This window comes from Leucobacter luti (assembly GCF_050310065.1).
In the GTDB taxonomy this organism is placed as follows: domain Bacteria; phylum Actinomycetota; class Actinomycetes; order Actinomycetales; family Microbacteriaceae; genus Leucobacter; species Leucobacter luti_B.
In genome coordinates, this window is the sequence record NZ_CP190007.1 from 1,791,137 (window position 1) to 1,808,350 (window position 17,214).

13 protein-coding genes are annotated in these 17,214 nt (G+C 70.5%); 5 read left to right on the forward strand and 8 right to left on the reverse strand.

Annotated features, from left to right (window positions below; genetic code table 11):
- Nucleotides 1-18: 18 nt before the first annotated feature.
- Genes ACOPJ3_RS08245 through ACOPJ3_RS08260 form a run of 4 tightly spaced genes read right to left on the reverse strand, consistent with a single transcriptional unit; the run spans nucleotide 19 to nucleotide 2,325 of the window.
- The gene (locus ACOPJ3_RS08245) at nucleotides 19-519 is read right to left on the reverse strand and encodes a hypothetical protein (RefSeq protein WP_427868712.1); all 501 of its coding nucleotides are present in this window, start codon (nucleotides 517-519) and stop codon (nucleotides 19-21) included.
- A 41-nt stretch (nucleotides 520-560) separates the two neighbouring features.
- Entirely contained in the window at nucleotides 561-1,304 is a 744-nt protein-coding gene (locus ACOPJ3_RS08250; RefSeq protein ID WP_427868713.1) for an AAA family ATPase, read from the reverse strand.
- A complete protein-coding gene (locus tag ACOPJ3_RS08255; RefSeq protein WP_427868714.1) occupies nucleotides 1,291-1,785 on the reverse strand; it encodes a DUF3995 domain-containing protein in 495 nt (164 codons plus the stop codon). Before ACOPJ3_RS08255 ends, ACOPJ3_RS08250 begins: the two co-directional genes overlap by 14 nt.
- 9 nt (nucleotides 1,786-1,794) lie before the next feature.
- The gene (locus ACOPJ3_RS08260; protein ID WP_427868715.1) at nucleotides 1,795-2,325 is read right to left on the reverse strand and encodes a GNAT family N-acetyltransferase; all 531 of its coding nucleotides are present in this window, start codon (nucleotides 2,323-2,325) and stop codon (nucleotides 1,795-1,797) included.
- Nucleotides 2,326-2,490: 165 nt separating this feature from the next.
- On the opposite strand from ACOPJ3_RS08260, the gene smc reads away from it, so the two are divergent.
- Nucleotides 2,491-6,189: a chromosome segregation protein SMC gene (gene smc / locus ACOPJ3_RS08265; protein WP_427868716.1), complete on the forward strand. Its 3,699-nt coding sequence runs from the start codon at nucleotides 2,491-2,493 to the stop codon at nucleotides 6,187-6,189.
- Nucleotides 6,190-6,518: 329 nt separating this feature from the next.
- Nucleotides 6,519-7,787 (forward strand): ABC transporter substrate-binding protein, encoded by a 1,269-nt coding sequence (locus ACOPJ3_RS08270; RefSeq protein ID WP_427868717.1) that lies wholly within the window; start codon nucleotides 6,519-6,521, stop codon nucleotides 7,785-7,787.
- A gap of 89 nt (nucleotides 7,788-7,876) precedes the next feature.
- On the opposite strand, the gene ACOPJ3_RS08275 is transcribed toward ACOPJ3_RS08270, so the two are convergent.
- The 4 genes from ACOPJ3_RS08275 to ACOPJ3_RS08290 are packed head-to-tail and all read right to left on the reverse strand — an operon-like array spanning nucleotide 7,877 to nucleotide 12,142.
- The gene (locus ACOPJ3_RS08275) at nucleotides 7,877-8,689 is read right to left on the reverse strand and encodes an ABC transporter ATP-binding protein (protein ID WP_427868718.1); all 813 of its coding nucleotides are present in this window, start codon (nucleotides 8,687-8,689) and stop codon (nucleotides 7,877-7,879) included.
- Entirely contained in the window at nucleotides 8,686-9,660 is a 975-nt protein-coding gene (locus ACOPJ3_RS08280) for an ABC transporter ATP-binding protein (RefSeq protein ID WP_427868719.1), read from the reverse strand. The genes ACOPJ3_RS08275 and ACOPJ3_RS08280 overlap by 4 nt, the downstream gene beginning before the upstream one ends.
- On the reverse strand, nucleotides 9,653-10,639 hold the full coding sequence (locus tag ACOPJ3_RS08285) for a branched-chain amino acid ABC transporter permease (protein WP_427868720.1): 987 nt from the start codon (nucleotides 10,637-10,639) through the stop codon (nucleotides 9,653-9,655). Before ACOPJ3_RS08285 ends, ACOPJ3_RS08280 begins: the two co-directional genes overlap by 8 nt.
- Before the next feature lie 9 nt (nucleotides 10,640-10,648).
- Nucleotides 10,649-12,142, reverse strand: a complete 1,494-nt coding sequence (locus ACOPJ3_RS08290; protein WP_427868721.1) for a branched-chain amino acid ABC transporter permease — start codon at nucleotides 12,140-12,142, stop codon at nucleotides 10,649-10,651.
- Nucleotides 12,143-12,282: 140 nt separating this feature from the next.
- Between ACOPJ3_RS08290 and ftsY the strand changes: the two genes are divergently transcribed.
- The 3 genes from ftsY to ffh all read left to right on the forward strand — a co-directional run bounded on the left by ftsY (nucleotide 12,283) and on the right by ffh (nucleotide 17,164).
- Nucleotides 12,283-13,158 (forward strand): signal recognition particle-docking protein FtsY, encoded by an 876-nt coding sequence (gene ftsY / locus ACOPJ3_RS08295; protein ID WP_427871191.1) that lies wholly within the window; start codon nucleotides 12,283-12,285, stop codon nucleotides 13,156-13,158.
- Between the two features lie 87 nt (nucleotides 13,159-13,245).
- The gene (locus tag ACOPJ3_RS08300) at nucleotides 13,246-15,567 is read left to right on the forward strand and encodes a tetratricopeptide repeat protein (protein WP_427868722.1); all 2,322 of its coding nucleotides are present in this window, start codon (nucleotides 13,246-13,248) and stop codon (nucleotides 15,565-15,567) included.
- Between the two features lie 31 nt (nucleotides 15,568-15,598).
- A complete protein-coding gene (gene ffh / locus ACOPJ3_RS08305) occupies nucleotides 15,599-17,164 on the forward strand; it encodes a signal recognition particle protein (protein ID WP_427868723.1) in 1,566 nt (521 codons plus the stop codon).
- The last annotated feature ends 50 nt before the right edge of the window (nucleotides 17,165-17,214 follow it).

Genomic DNA, 17,214 nt, shown 5'->3' on the forward strand with positions numbered 1-17,214 from the left:
GAAAACCGAGACCGGAGTCTACACCCAGGGGCGCAGCGCGGCGAGGCGTGCCGCGGTCTCTCGCATTCGCGTCACGCGCGCGCGATGAACCTCCGTGGCGTCGTCCGGTTCCGGATCGCCGCCGAGCTCGCGGACCAGCGCCGAGAGCAGCCCTTGCGGCCCGCGCTGCTCCTCGACCCCGCGGCGGTGGCACGCGAAGATCGCAGGCAGCGCGGACGACCCGACGCGCTGGGCGAGTGCGACGCCGAGATCCGGGGCCGTGTACTCACCGCGCGAGGTGGCGAGGCTCGCGAAGATGGCCTCCACGGCCCCGGGTTCGTCGCGCATCAGGGCAAACCACGCACCCATGCGTCGGCACCGCCACTCCTCGGTCTCGAGCATCCAGAGCACCTCGTCGAACCTGGCGCCCCGCGCGGTGCAAGCCAGCAGCTCACGCTGCGCCTCATCGAGGTCAGGCAGTTCCAAATAGAACGGTGCCGTGTACTCGGCGCGGATCTTTTCGACGTCGACGCTGCTCACCCGCTCGATCCTACGCGCGGCGCGGAGGAGAAGGCCCCGGATCAGGACAAATGCCGCAGAAACCTGCCCGGCCCGTCGAGAAAGAGGCGCCAGCTCTGCACCATCTCGAGCTCGTCGTAGGAGGCGGGCCGCATGCCCCACTCGCCGAGCTCGTAGATCGTCGCGCCCGGGATCGCGGCGAGGATCGGGGAGTGCGTGGAGAGGACGACCTGGGATCCGGCCGCGAGGATGTCCGAGATGTGGGCCACGAGGGCGAGGCAGCCCGAGAAGGAGAGCGCCGACTCCGCCTCGTCGAGGATCCAGAGCCCCTGGATCCTCGAGCGCTCGGTGAAGAACTCGATGAAGGATTCGCCGTGGCTCTGGAAGTTCAGGCGGCCGGGCAGGCCGGTCTCGCTCAGGTAGGCGAAGTGGCCGTGCATGGTCTCCGCCCGCAGGAATACGCCCCGCTTCGACGCGCCGCCGCCGCGCACCAGCTGGAGGTGCGCGGCGAGGCCCGACTCGGTGCGCTGTGTGCGGTGGTTGGCGTTGCGGGTGCCGCCCTCCGGGTTGAGCCCGAACTCCTCGGCGATTGCCTCGACGATCGTGGATTTTCCCGAGCCGTTCTCGCCGACGAGGATCGTGAGCGGGGCGAGGTCGAGGCCGTCGTCGAGGAGCTGGCGCACGGCCGGGACCGTCGCGGGCCAGGCCTCGCGCGGCATCGGTGCGAGCCCGTGCTCCTCGACGCGCCGGACGGGGAGCGGTGGCCGCGCGGCCGCGCTCATCGCGGGGCGCTCACGCCGGATCACGGGTGATCGCTGCGCTCTGTGCGGCCGCGTTCGTGAGCGCCGCACTTATCGCGGCCGCGCTCATCGCGGCCGTGCCGAGCACGAGGCAGAGCGGGCTGTACCAGCGTTCGTCGAGCCTGCGGAAGCGCCTGCTCGTCTCGGGCATTCCGAGTGCGCGGGCCGCGACGGCTCCGCCGGCCACGCCGCGCGCGAGGAGGCCCGCGCCGATGAGCCCCGTGCCGAGCGCCCCGAGACGGCCGCGGGCGGCCGGCACCCAGGCCGCGGCGACGGCGGCCCCGACGCCGACGACCGCGGACGCAGCCGGCGGCGGCATGCGTCGGGATCCGGCGACCGCGTCGGCGAGCGCCCGCTCGCTGCGCGCGGGCCAGTGCGACCCGCTCGCCCACACGAGGTGCAGCGCGCTCACGCCGGCGAGGCCGAGCGTCGCGGTTGCGGCGGCCGCACCGCGTGCGACCCGGAGAAGCCTGGCGATCCGTCCCATGCGGCCAGCCTACGTGCGGGCGCGCCAGACGTCACGGTCGACCGCGAACGCGAGGTGAGGCATGTCGATCCCGCGATAGTGCTTGATGATGCGCTCTCGCACGGTCATCCCGAGCCGGATCGCGACGTTCATCGACGCGAGGTTCGTGTCGCGGATGATCGCCCACACCCGCTCCGCGCCGAGCCGCGCGAACGCGAACTCGACGCACGCGGCGGCTGCCTCGCCCGCGTAGCCGTGACCCCAGTGGGCCCGGTTGAAGAGGTAGCCGACCTCGAGCACCTCCGCGCTCCCGACCGGCTGGCACGTGATCCCGCACTGCCCGATCAGCTCCCCGGTCTCCGTGAGCATCACGGCCCACAGCGAGTAGCCGTCTTGCTCCTGGCCCCGGATCATGCGCCCGAGCCACTCGCGCACCATGCCGTCGTCGAACGCCCCCTCGTAGGCGTGCATCGCCTCGGGGTCCTGCATGATCGCGCAGAGCGCGGGGAAGTCCTCCTGGCGGAGCTCCCGGAGCGTGAGGCGCGTCAGGGGGATTCGCATGCACGCAGGCTAGCAAACGGGCTCACTCACCCGCCGCGGCCGCCTTTCCTGCCGCTCAGCGCCGTGTTTGCGGGGCGCGGGGCCTGCCCGGCGGTAATGTTCTAGGGATGACGCGGCCGCCACGAGGCCGCGGCGCGCCCGACGACGAGCCGGAAGGGAGGCGGGGTGCATCTCAAGAGCCTCACCCTCAAGGGCTTCAAGTCCTTCGCGCAGCCGACCACCTTCCAGTTCGAGCCGGGGGTCACGGCGATCGTCGGCCCCAACGGTTCGGGCAAGTCGAATGTTGTCGACGCGCTCGCGTGGGTCATGGGGGAGCAGGGCGCGAAGACCCTCCGCGGCGGCAAGATGGAGGACGTCATCTTCGCGGGCACCTCGACGCGCGGGCCGCTCGGCCGCGCCGAGGTGAAGCTCACGATCGACAACTCCGACGGAGCGCTGCCGATCGAGTACACCGAGGTCACGATCAGCCGCACGCTCTTCCGCAACGGATCGAGCGAGTACGCGATCAACGGCGACGCCTGCCGCCTGCTCGACGTGCAGGAGCTCCTGAGCGACTCGGGCCTCGGCCGTGAGATGCACGTCATCGTGGGCCAGGGCCAGCTCGACGCGGTGCTCCGCGCGACGCCCGAGGACCGGCGAGGCTTCATCGAGGAGGCCGCCGGGATCCTGAAGCACCGGCGCCGCAAGGAGCGCACGATCCGGAAGCTCGAGGCGATGGAGACGAACCTCACTCGTCTCAACGACCTCGCGGGCGAGATCCGGCGCCAGCTGAAGCCGCTCGGTCGCCAGGCCGAGGTCGCGCGGGCGGCCCAGGGCATCGCTGCAGAGGTGCGCGACGCCAAGGCCAGGCTGCTCGCCGACGACGTCTCCCGGCTGCGGCGCGAGCTCAACGAGCTCTCGAAGGACGAGCAAGAGCGCCACTCCGAGCGCATCGTGCTGCAGGAGCAGGCGGAGCAGAAGCAGCTGCGGATCTCGCGGCTCGAGCAGGAGCAGCAGGGCGACGAGCTCGACACCGCGCGCCGGGTCACGATGGGGCTGGAGTCGGTGCAGTCGAAACTGCGCGGGCTGTTCTCGCAGACGCAGCAGCGGCTCACGTTCCTCGCGACCCAGGCGGAGGCGCCCGAGAGCGCCGGCGGCGTGACGCGCTCCGCGGTCGACGAGGCCGCCGAAGAGGCGCGGCGGCTCGAGGCCCTGATCCCGGACGCCGAGCGCGCCTGGGAGCTCGCGGGATCCCGGACCCGCGACGCGCAGCGCGCACTCGACGCCATCGACGAGCACATCGCCGCCCAGAGCGAGCTCGTGTCGCGGCACGACCTCGAACTCTCGCAGCTGCGCGGGCGCGCCGAGGCCGCAACGCAGAAGCGCGACGCCGTCGCGCAGGAGCTTGCGCGGCGCGAGCACGCCCTCGCGCAGGCCGAGGAGCGCGCGGCCGAGGCGGCCCGCGAGCTCGCCTCGTTTCAGGAGCGCGAACAGGTCGAGGAGACCCCCGAGGAGGGGCTCGACGACGCGTATCGCGCGGCCCAGGACCGCCAGAACGCCGCCGAGCAGGCGCGCGACGAGGCGCGCGATCGGGTGCACGGCTTCGAGCAGGAGCGCGCGGGGCTCGACGCCAGGATCACGGCGCTGACGCGCTCGCTCGAACTGCGCGACGCGTCCGGGGCGCTGCTCTCCGAGTCGGCCGAGGGGATCGACGGCCGCGTCTCCGACCACGTGCGCGTACGCGAGGGCTTCGAGGCGGCGGTCGCCGCCGCGCTCGGCTCCTACGCCGACGCGCTGCTCGCCGGATCCGGAGCCGACGCAGGCCGCGCCGTCGCGGCCGCGCACGATCGCGATCTCGGGCGGCTGAACGCGGTGATCGCCGGTGGTGGGGCTGGCTCTGGCGGCGAGGCTGGCGCAGCTGATGGGCCCTCGATTCACGGTGCGACCAGGGTGATCGACGCGCTCGTGAAGGCCCCGGACGGGGTGCGCGGGCTGCTCTCGCGGAGCTACATCGTCGACGATCTCGCCGCCGCGCTCGATGCGGTCGAGGCGCTCAGCGCGCACTGGCCGGAGGGCGGCTTCGCGGTCGTGACGGCCGCGGGCGACGTGCTGACGCAGCACACGATGAGCGGCGGATCCGGCCTCGCGCCGTCCCGGATCGAGCTCGCCGCCGAGCTCGAGACGGCTGAGCGCGAGCTCGCCGTCGTGCTCGCGGGCATCGAGGAGACCGAGGCCGAGCTCGCGGAGTCGCGGGCCGCGGCTGCCGCCGCGAAGTCCTCGGCGCAGGAGGCATACACTGAGCTGCGCTCAGCCGACGCGCGCCTCGCCGAGGTCGCGAAGGAGGCCAACCGGCTCTCGACGCGGGCCGAGGCGTCGCAGGCGGAGGCCGAGCGCGCGCGGCACGCGCTCGCGGGCGTCGCCGACTCCGTCGCCGAGGCCACGAAGGGTGTGGAGCAGGCCGCGCGAGTGCTCGCGGATGCAGAGGCCGAGCCCCGGCCGATCCTCGACGCGAGCCAGCGCGACGGGCTGCTCGCCGACGTCGACCAGGCGCGCGCCGCCGAGATGGAGGCGCGGCTCGCGCTCGAGACGGCGCGCGAGCGGGCCCGCGCGGGCAACGCGCACCGCGAGACGCTCGCCGAGCAGTTCGCGGCGGAGCGCCGGGCCGCCGAGGAGGCCGCGCGCCGCGCCGTGCTGCGCGCCAGGCAGGTGGCGCAGGCCGAGCGCGTCGCCGACGTGCTGCCCGCGATTCTTGACGCCTGCGACCGCTCGCTCGCGGAGGCGCGGCTCTCGCAGCAGCGCGCCGAGCAGGAGCGGGCGCGGCACAGCCAGGAGCTCACGCTGCTGCGCTCCGAGGAGTCCGAGCTGCGGCGGAAGCTGCAGGGGCTCACCGACCTCGTGCACGGCGCCGAGCTGAAGAGCTACGAGCGGAAGCTGCAGCTCTCCGCCCTGCTCGAGCGCTCGGGCAGCGAGCTCGGGCTCGTCGAGGACGTGCTCATCGCCGAGTACGGGCCGGAGCAGGGGATTCCCGTGGAGGTTGTCGCTGCGGAGCCACCTGAGGCGCCCGGCGAGGAGAACCACGACGGCTTCGCGAACCGGCTCGAGGCGGAGCTTGCGGCCGAGCTCGGGCTTGCGGGCGGCGATCCGGATCCGGATCCCGAACCGGAGAATGATGCGGCGGCTGCGCCCGCCGCTGTGCCTGCCGTCGCACCCGAGACCCGCCCGTTTGTGCGCGCCGAGCAGGAGAAACGCCTCGCGCGCGCGGAGAAGCGCCTCGCCGAGCTCGGGCGGATCAACCCGCTCGCGCTCGAGGAGTTCGCGGCGCTCGAGCAGCGGCACTCGTTCCTGTCGGAGCAGTTGCAGGACCTCACGAAGACGCGCGCCGACCTGCTCGCGATCATCGGCGAGCTCGACGAGAAGATGCAGGGGATCTTCGCGGCGGCCTTCGAGGATACGCGGGCCGCGTTCGCTGAGGTGTTCCCGATCCTGTTCCCCGGCGGCTCGGGGGAGATCGCGCTGAGTAATCCCGAAGACCTGCTCAACACGGGAATCGACATGGCGGTCAAGCCCGCGGGCAAGAAGGTCGAGCGGCTGTCGCTGCTATCGGGCGGGGAGCGCTCGCTCGCCGCGGTCGCGTGGCTCATCGCGATATTCCAGGCCCGGCCGAGCCCGTTCTACATCATGGACGAGGTGGAGGCCGCGCTCGACGACGCGAACCTCGGGCGCCTGCTGCAGGTGTTCGAGCGGCTGCGTGAGAGCTCGCAGCTCATCGTGATCACGCACCAGAAGCGCACGATGGAGATTGCCGACGCGCTCTACGGCGTCTCCATGCGCCAGGACGGCATCTCGGCCGTTGTCGGCCAGCGCATCGGCCCCGAGCAGCCATAGCCCGCCGCGCCGCGGGCGGGCGGCGCTCGATCCGGGATCTGCGCTCGTTCTGTAGAAAAGACCCCGGATCGTAGGAGGGAGCGCAGAATGCGGAGCGAGCGCCGGGCGCCCGGCGCCTAACCGCCCCCACAGCGCAGTTTGTTAGCGATTTCGGGGCTTCGGACGCCCGCGAAGCCCCGAAATCGCTAACAACCGGCGGCGCGGGTCACAGGACGCTAACGAACGGCGCGAGCGTGTGGAAACTCGCGAGCCGGGATCGCGCGCTTCGCTATGCTCGTGCGTGTATGCCGCAGTGGAGCGGTATCGAGAAGCGCAGAAAGGCGGCCTTCATGAAGAAGAACGCACAACGTACCCTGGGCGGGCTCGCACTCGTTGCGAGCGCGGCGCTCGTGCTGACGGGCTGCTCCGGCGGCTCCGGCGGAGGCGGCGGATCGGAGGGCGGCGGAGACTCGGCGAAGGCCGACACGCTCAAGATCGGCTCGCTCCTCCCGCAGACGGGCTCGCTCGAACACCTGATCTACGGCCCCCAGGCTGCGCTCAAGCTCGCCATGAAGGACATCAATGACGCGGGCGGCGTGCTCGGTAACGACGTTGAGCTCGTGGTCGAGGGCAACGAGGGCGACACGAACGATCCGACCGTGATCGCGAAGAGCGTCGACGAGATCATCAAGGCGAAGCCGGCCTTCGTGCTCGGCGCCATGGGCACGAGCAACACGAACGCGGCCATGCCGAAGCTCACCGAGGCCGGGATCCTCATGGGTTCGCCCTCCAACACGGGCATCGCGCTCTCGGGCGTCAACCCCCTCTACTTCCGCACGATCGCCCCGGACACGGTGCAGGGCAGCGCGCTCGGCAACCTGATCCTGAAGGACGGGCACGCGTCGGTCGGCATCCTCGCCCTCAACAACGACTACGGCAAGGGCCTGCGCGACAACCTCCAGAAGACGCTCGAGGACAGCGGCGCCGAGGTCAGCTACGGCGCAGAGGGCAAGGGCCAGGAGTTCCCTGAGGGCCAGACCGCGTTCTCCTCGGAGGTCTCGGCCGTCCTCGCGACGAAGCCCGACGCGATCGCGATCCTCAGCTACATCGAGGCCACGCAGATCATCCCCGAGCTCGCGGCGCAGGGCTTCGACCTCTCGAAGCTGTACCTGGTCGACGGCAACACGGTCCCGTACCCCGACTTCGATCCGGGCCTCCTTGAGGGCGCCCAGGGCACGACCCCCGGCCGCACGGTCGACGACGGCTTCGAGAAGGAGCTCGTCAGCGTGTCGCCCGACGCGAGCAAGAGCCTGAACTTCTCGCCCGAGGCGTACGACGCCGTCGTGCTCGCGGCTCTCGCCGCGGAGAAGGGCGGCTCGGCCGACTCCGAGACGATCCGCGCGAACCTGCTCGCGGTCTCCGGCGCCGACGGCGGCGAAGAGTGCACGACGTTCAAGGACTGCGTCGCCCTCGTGAAGGATGGAAAGGACATCCAGTACAAGGGCAAGGCGGGCATCGGGCCGTTGAACGACAAGAACGATCCGTCGAGCGCGCTCGTCGGCATCTACAAGTTCAACGCCCAGAACGAGCCTGAGGCAGTGGGCGAGATCGAGGGATAACCCCCGATCACACAACACACGAAGGCGGGCGGTCCGGAGCAATCCGGGCCGCCCGCCTCAGTGTGTGCGGGGCAGGATCAGGATCCGGATCAGGATCCGGATCCGGCCGCCTTCGCCTCGACGTCGGTCGCGAGCGTGCCGAGGTAGAGCTCGATGACGCGCGGGTCGTTCGCGAGCTCGCGCCCCGTGCCCTCGTAGGCGTTCGTGCCCTGGTCGAGCACGTAGGCGCGGTCGCAGATCTGCAGGCAGCGCCGCGCGTTCTGCTCAACCATCACGATCGTGACGCCCGTGCGGTTGATCTGGCGCGTGCGGATGAAGGTCTCGTCCTGGCGCACGGGGGAGAGGCCGGCGCTCGGCTCGTCGAGGAGCAGCACGCTCGGGTTCATCATGAGCGCGCGCGCCATGGCGACGGACTGCCGCTCGCCGCCGGAGAGCGAGCCGGCGAGCTGCTTTCGGCGGTCGGCGAGCATGGGGAAGAGCTCCCACATCTCTGCGGAGCGCGCGGCGAACTCCTTGGGCTTCAGGAAGAGGCCCATCTGCAGGTTCTCCTCGATGCTGAGCGAGGGGAAGACGTTGTTCGTCTGCGGCACGAAGCCGACGCCCTCGCGCACGAGCTGGTTCGTGCGGTGCCCTGTCACGTCCTTGCCGTTCAGCGTGACGGTGCCCTTGCGGATGTTCACGAGTCCGAAGAGCGACTTGAGGAGCGTCGACTTGCCGGCGCCGTTCGGGCCGATGATGCCGACGAGCTCGCCCTCGCGCGCCTCGAGCGAGCAGTTGTTCAGGATGTTGATGCCCGGGAGGTAGCCGGCGTCGAGTCCGTCGGCCCGGAGGATCACGGGCTCGCTCGGGATCACCTGCTCGCTCGGAATTTCGGCGCTGTTCGGGATCGCGGTCTCGCTCATCGCGCGTCCTCCTTCTCGTCGGCGACCTCTTCGGCGACCTCGGCCGCGATCGCGTTGATGACCCCTGTGGTGAGCACGTCGTCGTCGCCGAGGTCGCGGTCGTGGTGCGCGCCGAGGTAGGCGTCGACGACGGCCTGGCTCGTCATGACCTCCTCGGGCAGCCCCTCGGCGATCACCTTGCCCTGGGCCATGACGACGACCCAGTCGGAGATGTGGCGCACCATGTGCATGTCGTGCTCGACAAAGAGCACGGTCGTGCCCTCGTCGCGGAGGGTCTGGATGTGCTCGAGCAGGCTCTGCGTGAGCGCGGGGTTCACGCCGGCCATGGGCTCGTCGAGCATGATCATCGACGGGTTCGCCATGAGCGCCCGCGCCATCTCGAGGAGCTTCTTCTGGCCGCCGGAGAGGCCGCCGGCCAGGTCGTCGCGCTTCGCGTCGAGCTTGAAGCGCTTGAGGAGCTCGTCCGCGCGCTCGATGTTCTCCTGCTCGCGCTTCGCCCAGAGCGGCTTCACGAGCCCGACGAAGAGGTTCTCGCCCGGCTGGTTGTTCGCGCCGATCAGCATGTTCTCGAGCACGGTCATGCGGCCGAGCGCCTTCGTCAGCTGGAATGTGCGGATCATGCCCGCCCGCGCGACCTTCGTCGCGTTCGTGCGGCCGAGGGCGCGGCCCTCGAACGACCAGCCGGCCTTGCCCGCGCCCCCGCCCGCGCCGTTCGACGGCCGGTCGAAGCCCGTGAGCAGGTTGAAGAAGGTCGTCTTGCCCGCACCGTTCGGGCCGATGAGCGCGGTGATCGCGCCGCGCTGCACCTCGAGGTGCTCGACGTCGACCGCGGTCATGCCGCCGAAGCGGCGCTCCATGCGGTCGACCGTGAGGATCGGGTCGGGCTTCGAGACGCCCGGCGTCTGCTCGAGCGTCGCGAGCTCCGCGCGCAGGGCGGCGCGGTCGTAAGGGTAGTTCTGAGCGTCAGACATTGAACGACAGCTCCTTCTTGTTCCCGAGGATGCCCTGTGGCCTGAATATCACGAGGATCATGAGCAGCGCGCCGATCAGGATCCAGGACACGAGTTCCGTCTGCTGCGCGTTCAGGATCGAGCTCGGCACGAACTCGGTGGCGACGCTCGTGATCACGAGGCGGACGACGAAGAAGAGGATCGAGCCGAGCAGCGGGCCGAGGATCGTCGCGGCGCCGCCGAGCAGCATGATCATCCACAGGTTGAATGTGGTCGCGCGGCCCATGCCGTCGGGGTTGATCGCCGCGGGGAGCGACATGATGATGCCGCCGAAGCCGCCCATCACGCCGCCGATCATGAGCGCCTGCATCTTGTAGGAGAAGGTGCTCTTGCCGAGGCTGCGCACGGCGTCCTCGTCCTCGCGGATGCCCTTGAGCACGCGGCCCCACGGGCTCCGGATCAGGAGCCAGGTCACGAGCAGGAAGAGTGCGACGAGCCCCCAGGCCACGATCCGAGACCACCAGTCGTCGACGCCCGTGTTGATGTAGTCGAGCCCCAGGATCGAGGTGCGTCCCTCGGGAAGCGGCGACAGCGCGTTCAGCTGCTCGCGGAACTGCGGGCTCTGGATCCCGGACGGGCCGCCCGTGATGGGGGTGAGGTTCGCGAGCCTCGCGACCATGCGCAGGATCTCCGCCGCGCCGATCGTGACGATCGCGAGGTAGTCGCCGCGGAGCTTCAGCGTCGGGATCCCGAGCAGGAGCGCGAAGAGCGCCGAGGCGAGGATCGAGATGATGATCGCGGGGAAGAAGCCGAGGCCGTTCATGACGGAGATCACGAAGCCGTAGCCGCCGACGAGCATGAAGCCCGCCTGGCCCATGTTCATGAGGCCGGTGAAGCCGAAGTGGATGTTGAGGCCGATTGCGGCGATCACGAACGCCGCGGTGATCGGGGAGAGCGCGGTCTGGAGCATCGACTCCAGCAGGCTGACGAGAAAGTCCATGGTGATCCCTTACCCGATCCGTTCGCGGCGTCCGAAGATGCCCTGCGGCCTGACGAGCAGGACGACGATGAGAATGAAGAGGGCCGCGGCGTGCTTGAGGTCGCCCGGCAGCCAGATGTTCGCCATCTCGACGATGAGCCCGATGATCATGGCCCCGATGAACGCGCCGAACGCGGTGCCGATGCCGCCGAGCACGACCGCGGCGAAGAGCAGCAGCAGGAAGGACCAGCCGGTGTTCCACGCGACGCCGTTGAGCACGAGGCCGAGCAGCACGCCGGAGAGGCCGGCGAGCGCCGTGCCGACGGTCCAGACGAGCCGGATCACGCGGTTCACGTCGATGCCCGACGCCTCGGCGAGCGCCGGGTTGTCGGAGACGGCGCGGGTCGCGCGACCGAAGCGCGTGTACTTGAGCGCGAGGCCGACAGCGATGACCGCGGCGAGCGCGATGCCCATCGCGACGTAGGACTGGACCGTGAGGGTCACACCGAGGATCGTGACCGTCTTCGGCGTCGAGTTGTCGATCCGGAGCACCCGCGCGCCGACGAAGAACTGGATCAGGTTCTGCAGCGCGATCGAGAGGCCGATGGAGACGATCATCATCTGCATGAGGCTGAGTCTGCGTTTGCGCAGGGGTTTCCAGAGCGCTGCGTCTTGCACCCAGCCGAAGGCGGCCATGAGCACGACGACCGCGAGGCCGGCGAGCCAGATGTTGTGGGTGAGGGACATGATCGCCCAGGCCAGGATGCCGCCGAGGGAGAGCATCTCGCCCTGCGCGAAGTTGCTGAGGCCCGTGGTGCCGAAGACGAGCGAGAGGCCGAGCGCCGCGAGCGAGAGCAGGAGGCCCATGCGGATGCCCGAGGCGAACTGCTGCCAGAACCGCGGCCAGGAGAAGCCGCCGCCGTCGATGCTCGTGCCGGTTCCCGCCGCGGTGTCGCCGCCGCCCTGCTGGTTCGTGCTCGCGGGCCCCTGCGTCGAATCCGAGCCGGAGGCCGAATCTGAGCCGCTCGCCGAGTCCGAGCCGCCCCCGTCGGTTCCGGATCCGGATCCGGACCCGGATCCCGAGCCGCCAGCTGCCGCCTGGTCGTCGGTGAGCGGGAACAGGGCGCTCGCGCTGTTGTAGAGCTCGACGTTGACCGTGCGCGAGTCGGCGTTCTTCGGGAACTGCCCCTCGGGGAGGGTCGCCTGGTCGAGCTTGACCGTGTACTCGCCGGCCTTCGTGACCGCGAAGACCCAGCGGCCCTCGGCGTCGGTCTGCGTCGAGGCCGGATCGCCCGCGCCCGTGAGGTCGAGGCCGATGCCGGCCGCGGGTTCGCCCGCGCTCGTCTTGATGATGCCCTGGATGCACGCGGTGCTCGCGTCGGGCACGCACGACTCTGCGGCCTGCGCTGGCGCTGGAATGAGCGCCGTGGCGATGGTCATTGCGAGGGCGGCGACGAGCAGGGCAATGCCCACAAGCCGTCGCCTGGGCCCGACGACGTGCGTCGGGAACTTCTTGCGGGTCACTGTGCCTCCGGGGGTCACCTGTGCGCCGATGCTCCCCTCGACGCTGATCTCAGAGCTTTCAGGGAAGATCGTAGCGGAATCCAATGCCCGTGCTCGCCCCCAAAACGAAAGGGCGTGGCGCGGCGACTAGGATCGAGGGCATGGCTGAGCGATCCTGGTCCTTCTCGAAAGCGTTCCGCAACATATTCAGCGGCCCCGAACTCATCACGGAGGAGACGTGGGATGACCTCGAGACCGCACTGATCACAGCCGATTTCGGCCCGGATGTGACCGACTCGATCCTGGATCAGCTGCGCACCGACGTCGAGCGCCACCGCGTGACGGAAGTGAAGGAGATGCGCCGGATGCTGAGAGACGCCATCGAGGAGCGACTCGCCGTGTACGATCCCACGCTTCGGCTCTCGGAGCGCCCCGCCGTGATCCTTGTGGTCGGCGTGAACGGGGTCGGGAAGACCACCACGATCGGCAAGTTCGCGAACTATCTGAAGGCATTCGACAAGCGGATCATCGTCGGCGCTGCGGACACGTTCCGTGCCGCGGCGGTCGAGCAGCTGGCCACCTGGGCGGAGCGCGCCGGCGTGGAGATCGTGCGCCCGCAGCAGCAGGGCCAGGACCCCGCCTCGGTGGCGTTCCAGACGGTGCAGCGGGCGATCGACGAGTCCTGCGACATCGCCATCATCGACACCGCGGGTCGCCTGCAGACGAAGGGCGGGCTGATGGACGAGCTCGGCAAGGTCCGCCGCGTGATCGAAAAGCTCGCGCCCGTGTCCGAGGTACTTCTTGTCCTGGATGCAACAACTGGACAGAATGGCCTGGCGCAGGCGGAGGCCTTTATTCAACATGCCGGGGTCTCCGGGCTCGTGCTGACCAAGCTCGACGGCTCGGCCAAGGGCGGATTTGTGCTGTCTGTGCAGGAGAAAACGGATCTGCCGATCAAGCTGGTCGGACAGGGTGAGGGGATCGGCGATCTCACGGGCTTTACGCCGCATGTCTTCGCGCAGCAGCTCGTCGGTTGACGCGTCCGCCAGCGGCGTTATGCTCGGCTAGGCTGAAACCAGCCGGTGCGCGAAGGCGCGCGCCACGTTTCGCGAGGGGAGCCGTGGGTGGGGAAAGGGCTGATCGTGTTCGAGCGTGCGCTCGAGGCCGCTGAGGAGGCCGTGCGGCTCGGCGCTGGCACGGGCGCGGCGAAGGCGGGCGCACGAGTGCGCAGCCTCATGCCGGAGGTGATCGGCGAACTCGGGGCGGGGAGCGGAGAACACCGCCGTGGCCTGCGCGTGCTTGCCGAGTGCGCCAGGGTCTCGGGCGACCGTGCGCGCGCCGCGGAACTCTTCGGAGAACTCGCCCAGCTTGCAGAACAGGAACTCACCGCGGGCGCCGCTGACGTGCTCGACGACCTGCTCGAGGCGCGCGCGAACCTGTGCCTGCTTTCCGGCGACGCGAAGGAGAGCGCGGACGGCGTCGAGGTCGCCGCGGCGACCCGTTGCGACGAGGCCCTCGTCGAGCTCATCTCGGTCGCCGAGGCAGACCTCGGCTCCGATCATCCCCGGACGTTCTGGCTTATGGAGCAGCGGGGCCGACGCCTGGTGACGACGAACGACGAGCACGCGCTCGCCGTGTTCGACACGCTCATCGCGCGCGCCGCTGGCGCGGAGGAGGGCGGCGCGCTGCATCTCCACGCGCTCGGCGAGAAGGCTGCGGCGCTCTCGATGCTCGACCGGGACGGCGAGGCCGCGATGCTGTGGGAGCGCGTGCACGAGGGGCGCAGCGAACTCTTCGGGCCGGATTCGCAGGATGCCCTCGACGCCTGGTGGTGGCAGATTCGGGCACTGTACTGGGCCGATCAGGTGGCGCGCGCCGACGCCGAGCTGACAAGGCTTCTCCCCGTATACATCGCGGTGTACGGCGAGGACTCCGAGCCGTCGCTCATGGCGGCCCGCTTCAAGGTGCGCACACTGCAGCGCATCGGTGCCGAGGCCGGCGACGCGGGGCGGAGCCTCAGGGAGGACGCGCTCGAGCTCGTGCGCAGGATCGCGCTGCTCGAGACGGCGCGCTACGGCGAGGAAAGCACCGAAGCGCTCGGCTCCCGGATCATGATCGTCGACCTGCTCGACGAGCTCGACCTTCCCGAGGACGCGCGCCTGCAGGCCGCGATCCTTGCCGAGGACCTGGACCACGCGTTCGGGGGCTACTCCTCGCTCGGATTCTCGCTCGGCCGGCTCCGGCAGCGCGTGCTGCGGCGCTGCGCCGAGCTCCCCGGCCAGGCCGAGGGCGCGCGCGCCGAGGGCCTCCAGGCGCTCCGCCGCCTGCGCAACCTGGCCGTCGACGGCGCATCCGCCGAGGACGTTGAGAACTGCGACCGCTTCATCGACGAACTCCGCTGGACCATTGAGGCGAGCGCCGACTGGTACTCGGCGGGCACCGAGGAACGGCACTCCGAGCTCGCGGCGGGCGCCGAGGCGCTCGCGAGCGACACGGACGGGGCCGCAGGCCTTGACGCCGAGATCCTGATCCGGGGCCGTTTGTCGGAGGAGTTGCTCGCGGCCGAGCGCGCCGACGACTCGCTGCGAGAGGGGGAGCGGTCGCTCGAGCTCGAGCGCGCCCTCGGCAACGTGCCCGGCGGCGAAGGGCCCGCGGAGCGCGTCGCCCGCTCCGAGCTGATGGTCGCACTCGCGCGCCGCAGGCTGGGGCGCGCGGGCGAGGCCGTCGAGGGGCTCGAGGCCGCGATCGGCGAGGCCGTGCGGCGCCAGGTGCGCCCGGAGATGATTGCGCGGCTGCGCGACGTCAGGGCGCTCGGCCTGCAGGAACTCGGCCGCGTCGACGAGGCCGCTGAGGAGCTCGCGGGCCTCGCCGAGGATTCGGGCGAGATCGGCTACCTGCTCGACCTCTCGAACCTCTACCTCGCAGTCGACCGCCCGGCCGAGGCTGAGCGCGTCGTGCGGCAGGCGCTTGATCGCCTCGGCGAGGCGGGTGAGGGTGAGGGGCCGCGCATGGTCACGGCGCTCGGCAACCTCGCGATCGCGCTGTGCGGCCAGGATCGGGACGAGGAAGCGGCCCAGGTCTACGACACACTCCTCGCGAGGCAGATCCTGCTCCTCGGTGTGGACCACAGGCAGACCCTCGCCACCATGCACCGGCGTGCCCTCGAGGAGCTGCACCTCGGCAGGCCTGAGCGCGCCGCGCGGTTGCTCGAGCGCGTGCTCGATCGACGCGTCGACGCGCTCGGAGCGGAGGATCCGGACGCGATCTCCTCACTCGCGAGCCTCGCGGCGTCGATTCGACGCGCTGGCGACGTGCGCGCGGCGCTTCCGCTCGCGGAACGGGCGGCGGAGCTCTCCGCGCGCGTACTCGGGAACAGCCATCCGCACACGGTCGGCCGCGTGCGCGCGCTCGAACGCATGCGGCAGGAATCCGCCCGCAGTGAATGAGCGGCTCCGGGGCGGCTAGAATCGGAGCATCATGGCTACTTTCGGAAACCTGTCCGCACGGCTCACGGACACTTTCAAGAACCTCCGCGCGAAGGGCAAGCTCTCGGCGTCGGACGTCGACAGCACGGTCCGCGAGATCCGGCGCGCCCTGCTCGAGGCCGACGTCTCGCTCGACGTCGTCAAGTCGTTCACCGGGAAGGTGCGCGAGCGCGCCCTCGGCGACGAGGTCAACCAGGCGCTGAACCCTGCCCAGCAGGTCGTCCAGATCGTCAACGAGGAGCTCGTCGAGATCCTGGGCGGCGAGCAGCGCAGGCTCCAGTTCGCGAAGAACCCGCCGACGATCATCATGCTCGCCGGCCTTCAGGGCGCGGGTAAGACGACGCTCGCGGGCAAGCTCGCGAAGTGGCTGCGCGAGCAGGGCCACACCCCGCTCCTCGTCGCCTGTGACCTGCAGCGCCCGAACGCCGTCACGCAGCTCGGCGTCGTCGCCGAGCAGGCCGGCGTCGCGATCTATGCCCCCGAGCCGGGCAACGGCGTCGGTGATCCGGTCAAGGTCGCGAAGAACGGCGTCGCCGAGGCGAAGTCGAAGCAGTACGACTTCGTCATCGTCGATACGGCCGGCCGCCTGGGCGTCGACCAGGAGCTCATGCAGCAGGCCGCGAACATCCGCAAGGCGATCGACCCCGACGAGGTGCTGTTCGTCATCGACGCCATGATCGGCCAGGACGCGGTCGCGACGGCGCAGGCCTTCCAGGAGGGCGTCGACTTCACGGGCGTCGTCCTCACGAAGCTCGACGGCGACGCCCGCGGCGGCGCCGCGCTCTCGATCCGGAGCGTCACGGGCCGCCCGATCCTCTTCGCGTCGACGGGCGAGGGCCTCGGCGACTTCGAGCCCTTCCACCCCGACCGCATGGCGAGCCGGATCCTTGATCTCGGCGACATCCTCACCCTCATCGAGCAGGCGCAGACCGCGTTCGACGAGGAGGAGGCCCGCAAGGTCGCCGAGAAGATCGCGAAGGACGAGTTCACCCTCGACGACTTCCTCGGCCAGATGCAGCAGCTGCGCGGCGCCGGCTCCCTGAAGAAGATGATGGGCATGCTCCCCGGCATGGGGAAGATGAAGGAGCAGCTCGACAACTTCGACGAGCGCGAGATCCTGCGCACCGAGGCCATCATCCAGTCGATGACGAAGGACGAGCGCCGCGACCCGAAGATCCTGAACGGCTCCCGCCGCCTGCGCATCGCGCGCGGCTCCGGCATGACCGTGACCGACGTGAACTCGCTCGTGCAGCGCTTCGAGCAGGCCGCGAAGATGATGAAGACGGTCGCGCGCGGCGGCGTCCCGCAGATCCCCGGCATGGGACCGATGCCCGGAATGGGTGGGCACGGCGGCAAGAAGAAGGTGCAGGGCAAGGGCAAGGGCGCGAAGCGCTCGGGCAACCCCGCGAAGCGCGCGCAGCAGGAGGCGGGCATCGCCGCGAAGCAGGCGGAGGCACCCACAGGCTCGGGCTTCGGGCTCGGCGGGGGCGGTGCCGCCGCGCCGAGCGAGGAAGAGCTCGCGAAGCTGCAGCAGATGCTCGGCAAGGGCCTGCGCTAGCGGCCTCCCCGAGCCCCACACCCGGGCGACGATGCGCCCCTGACCGGAAG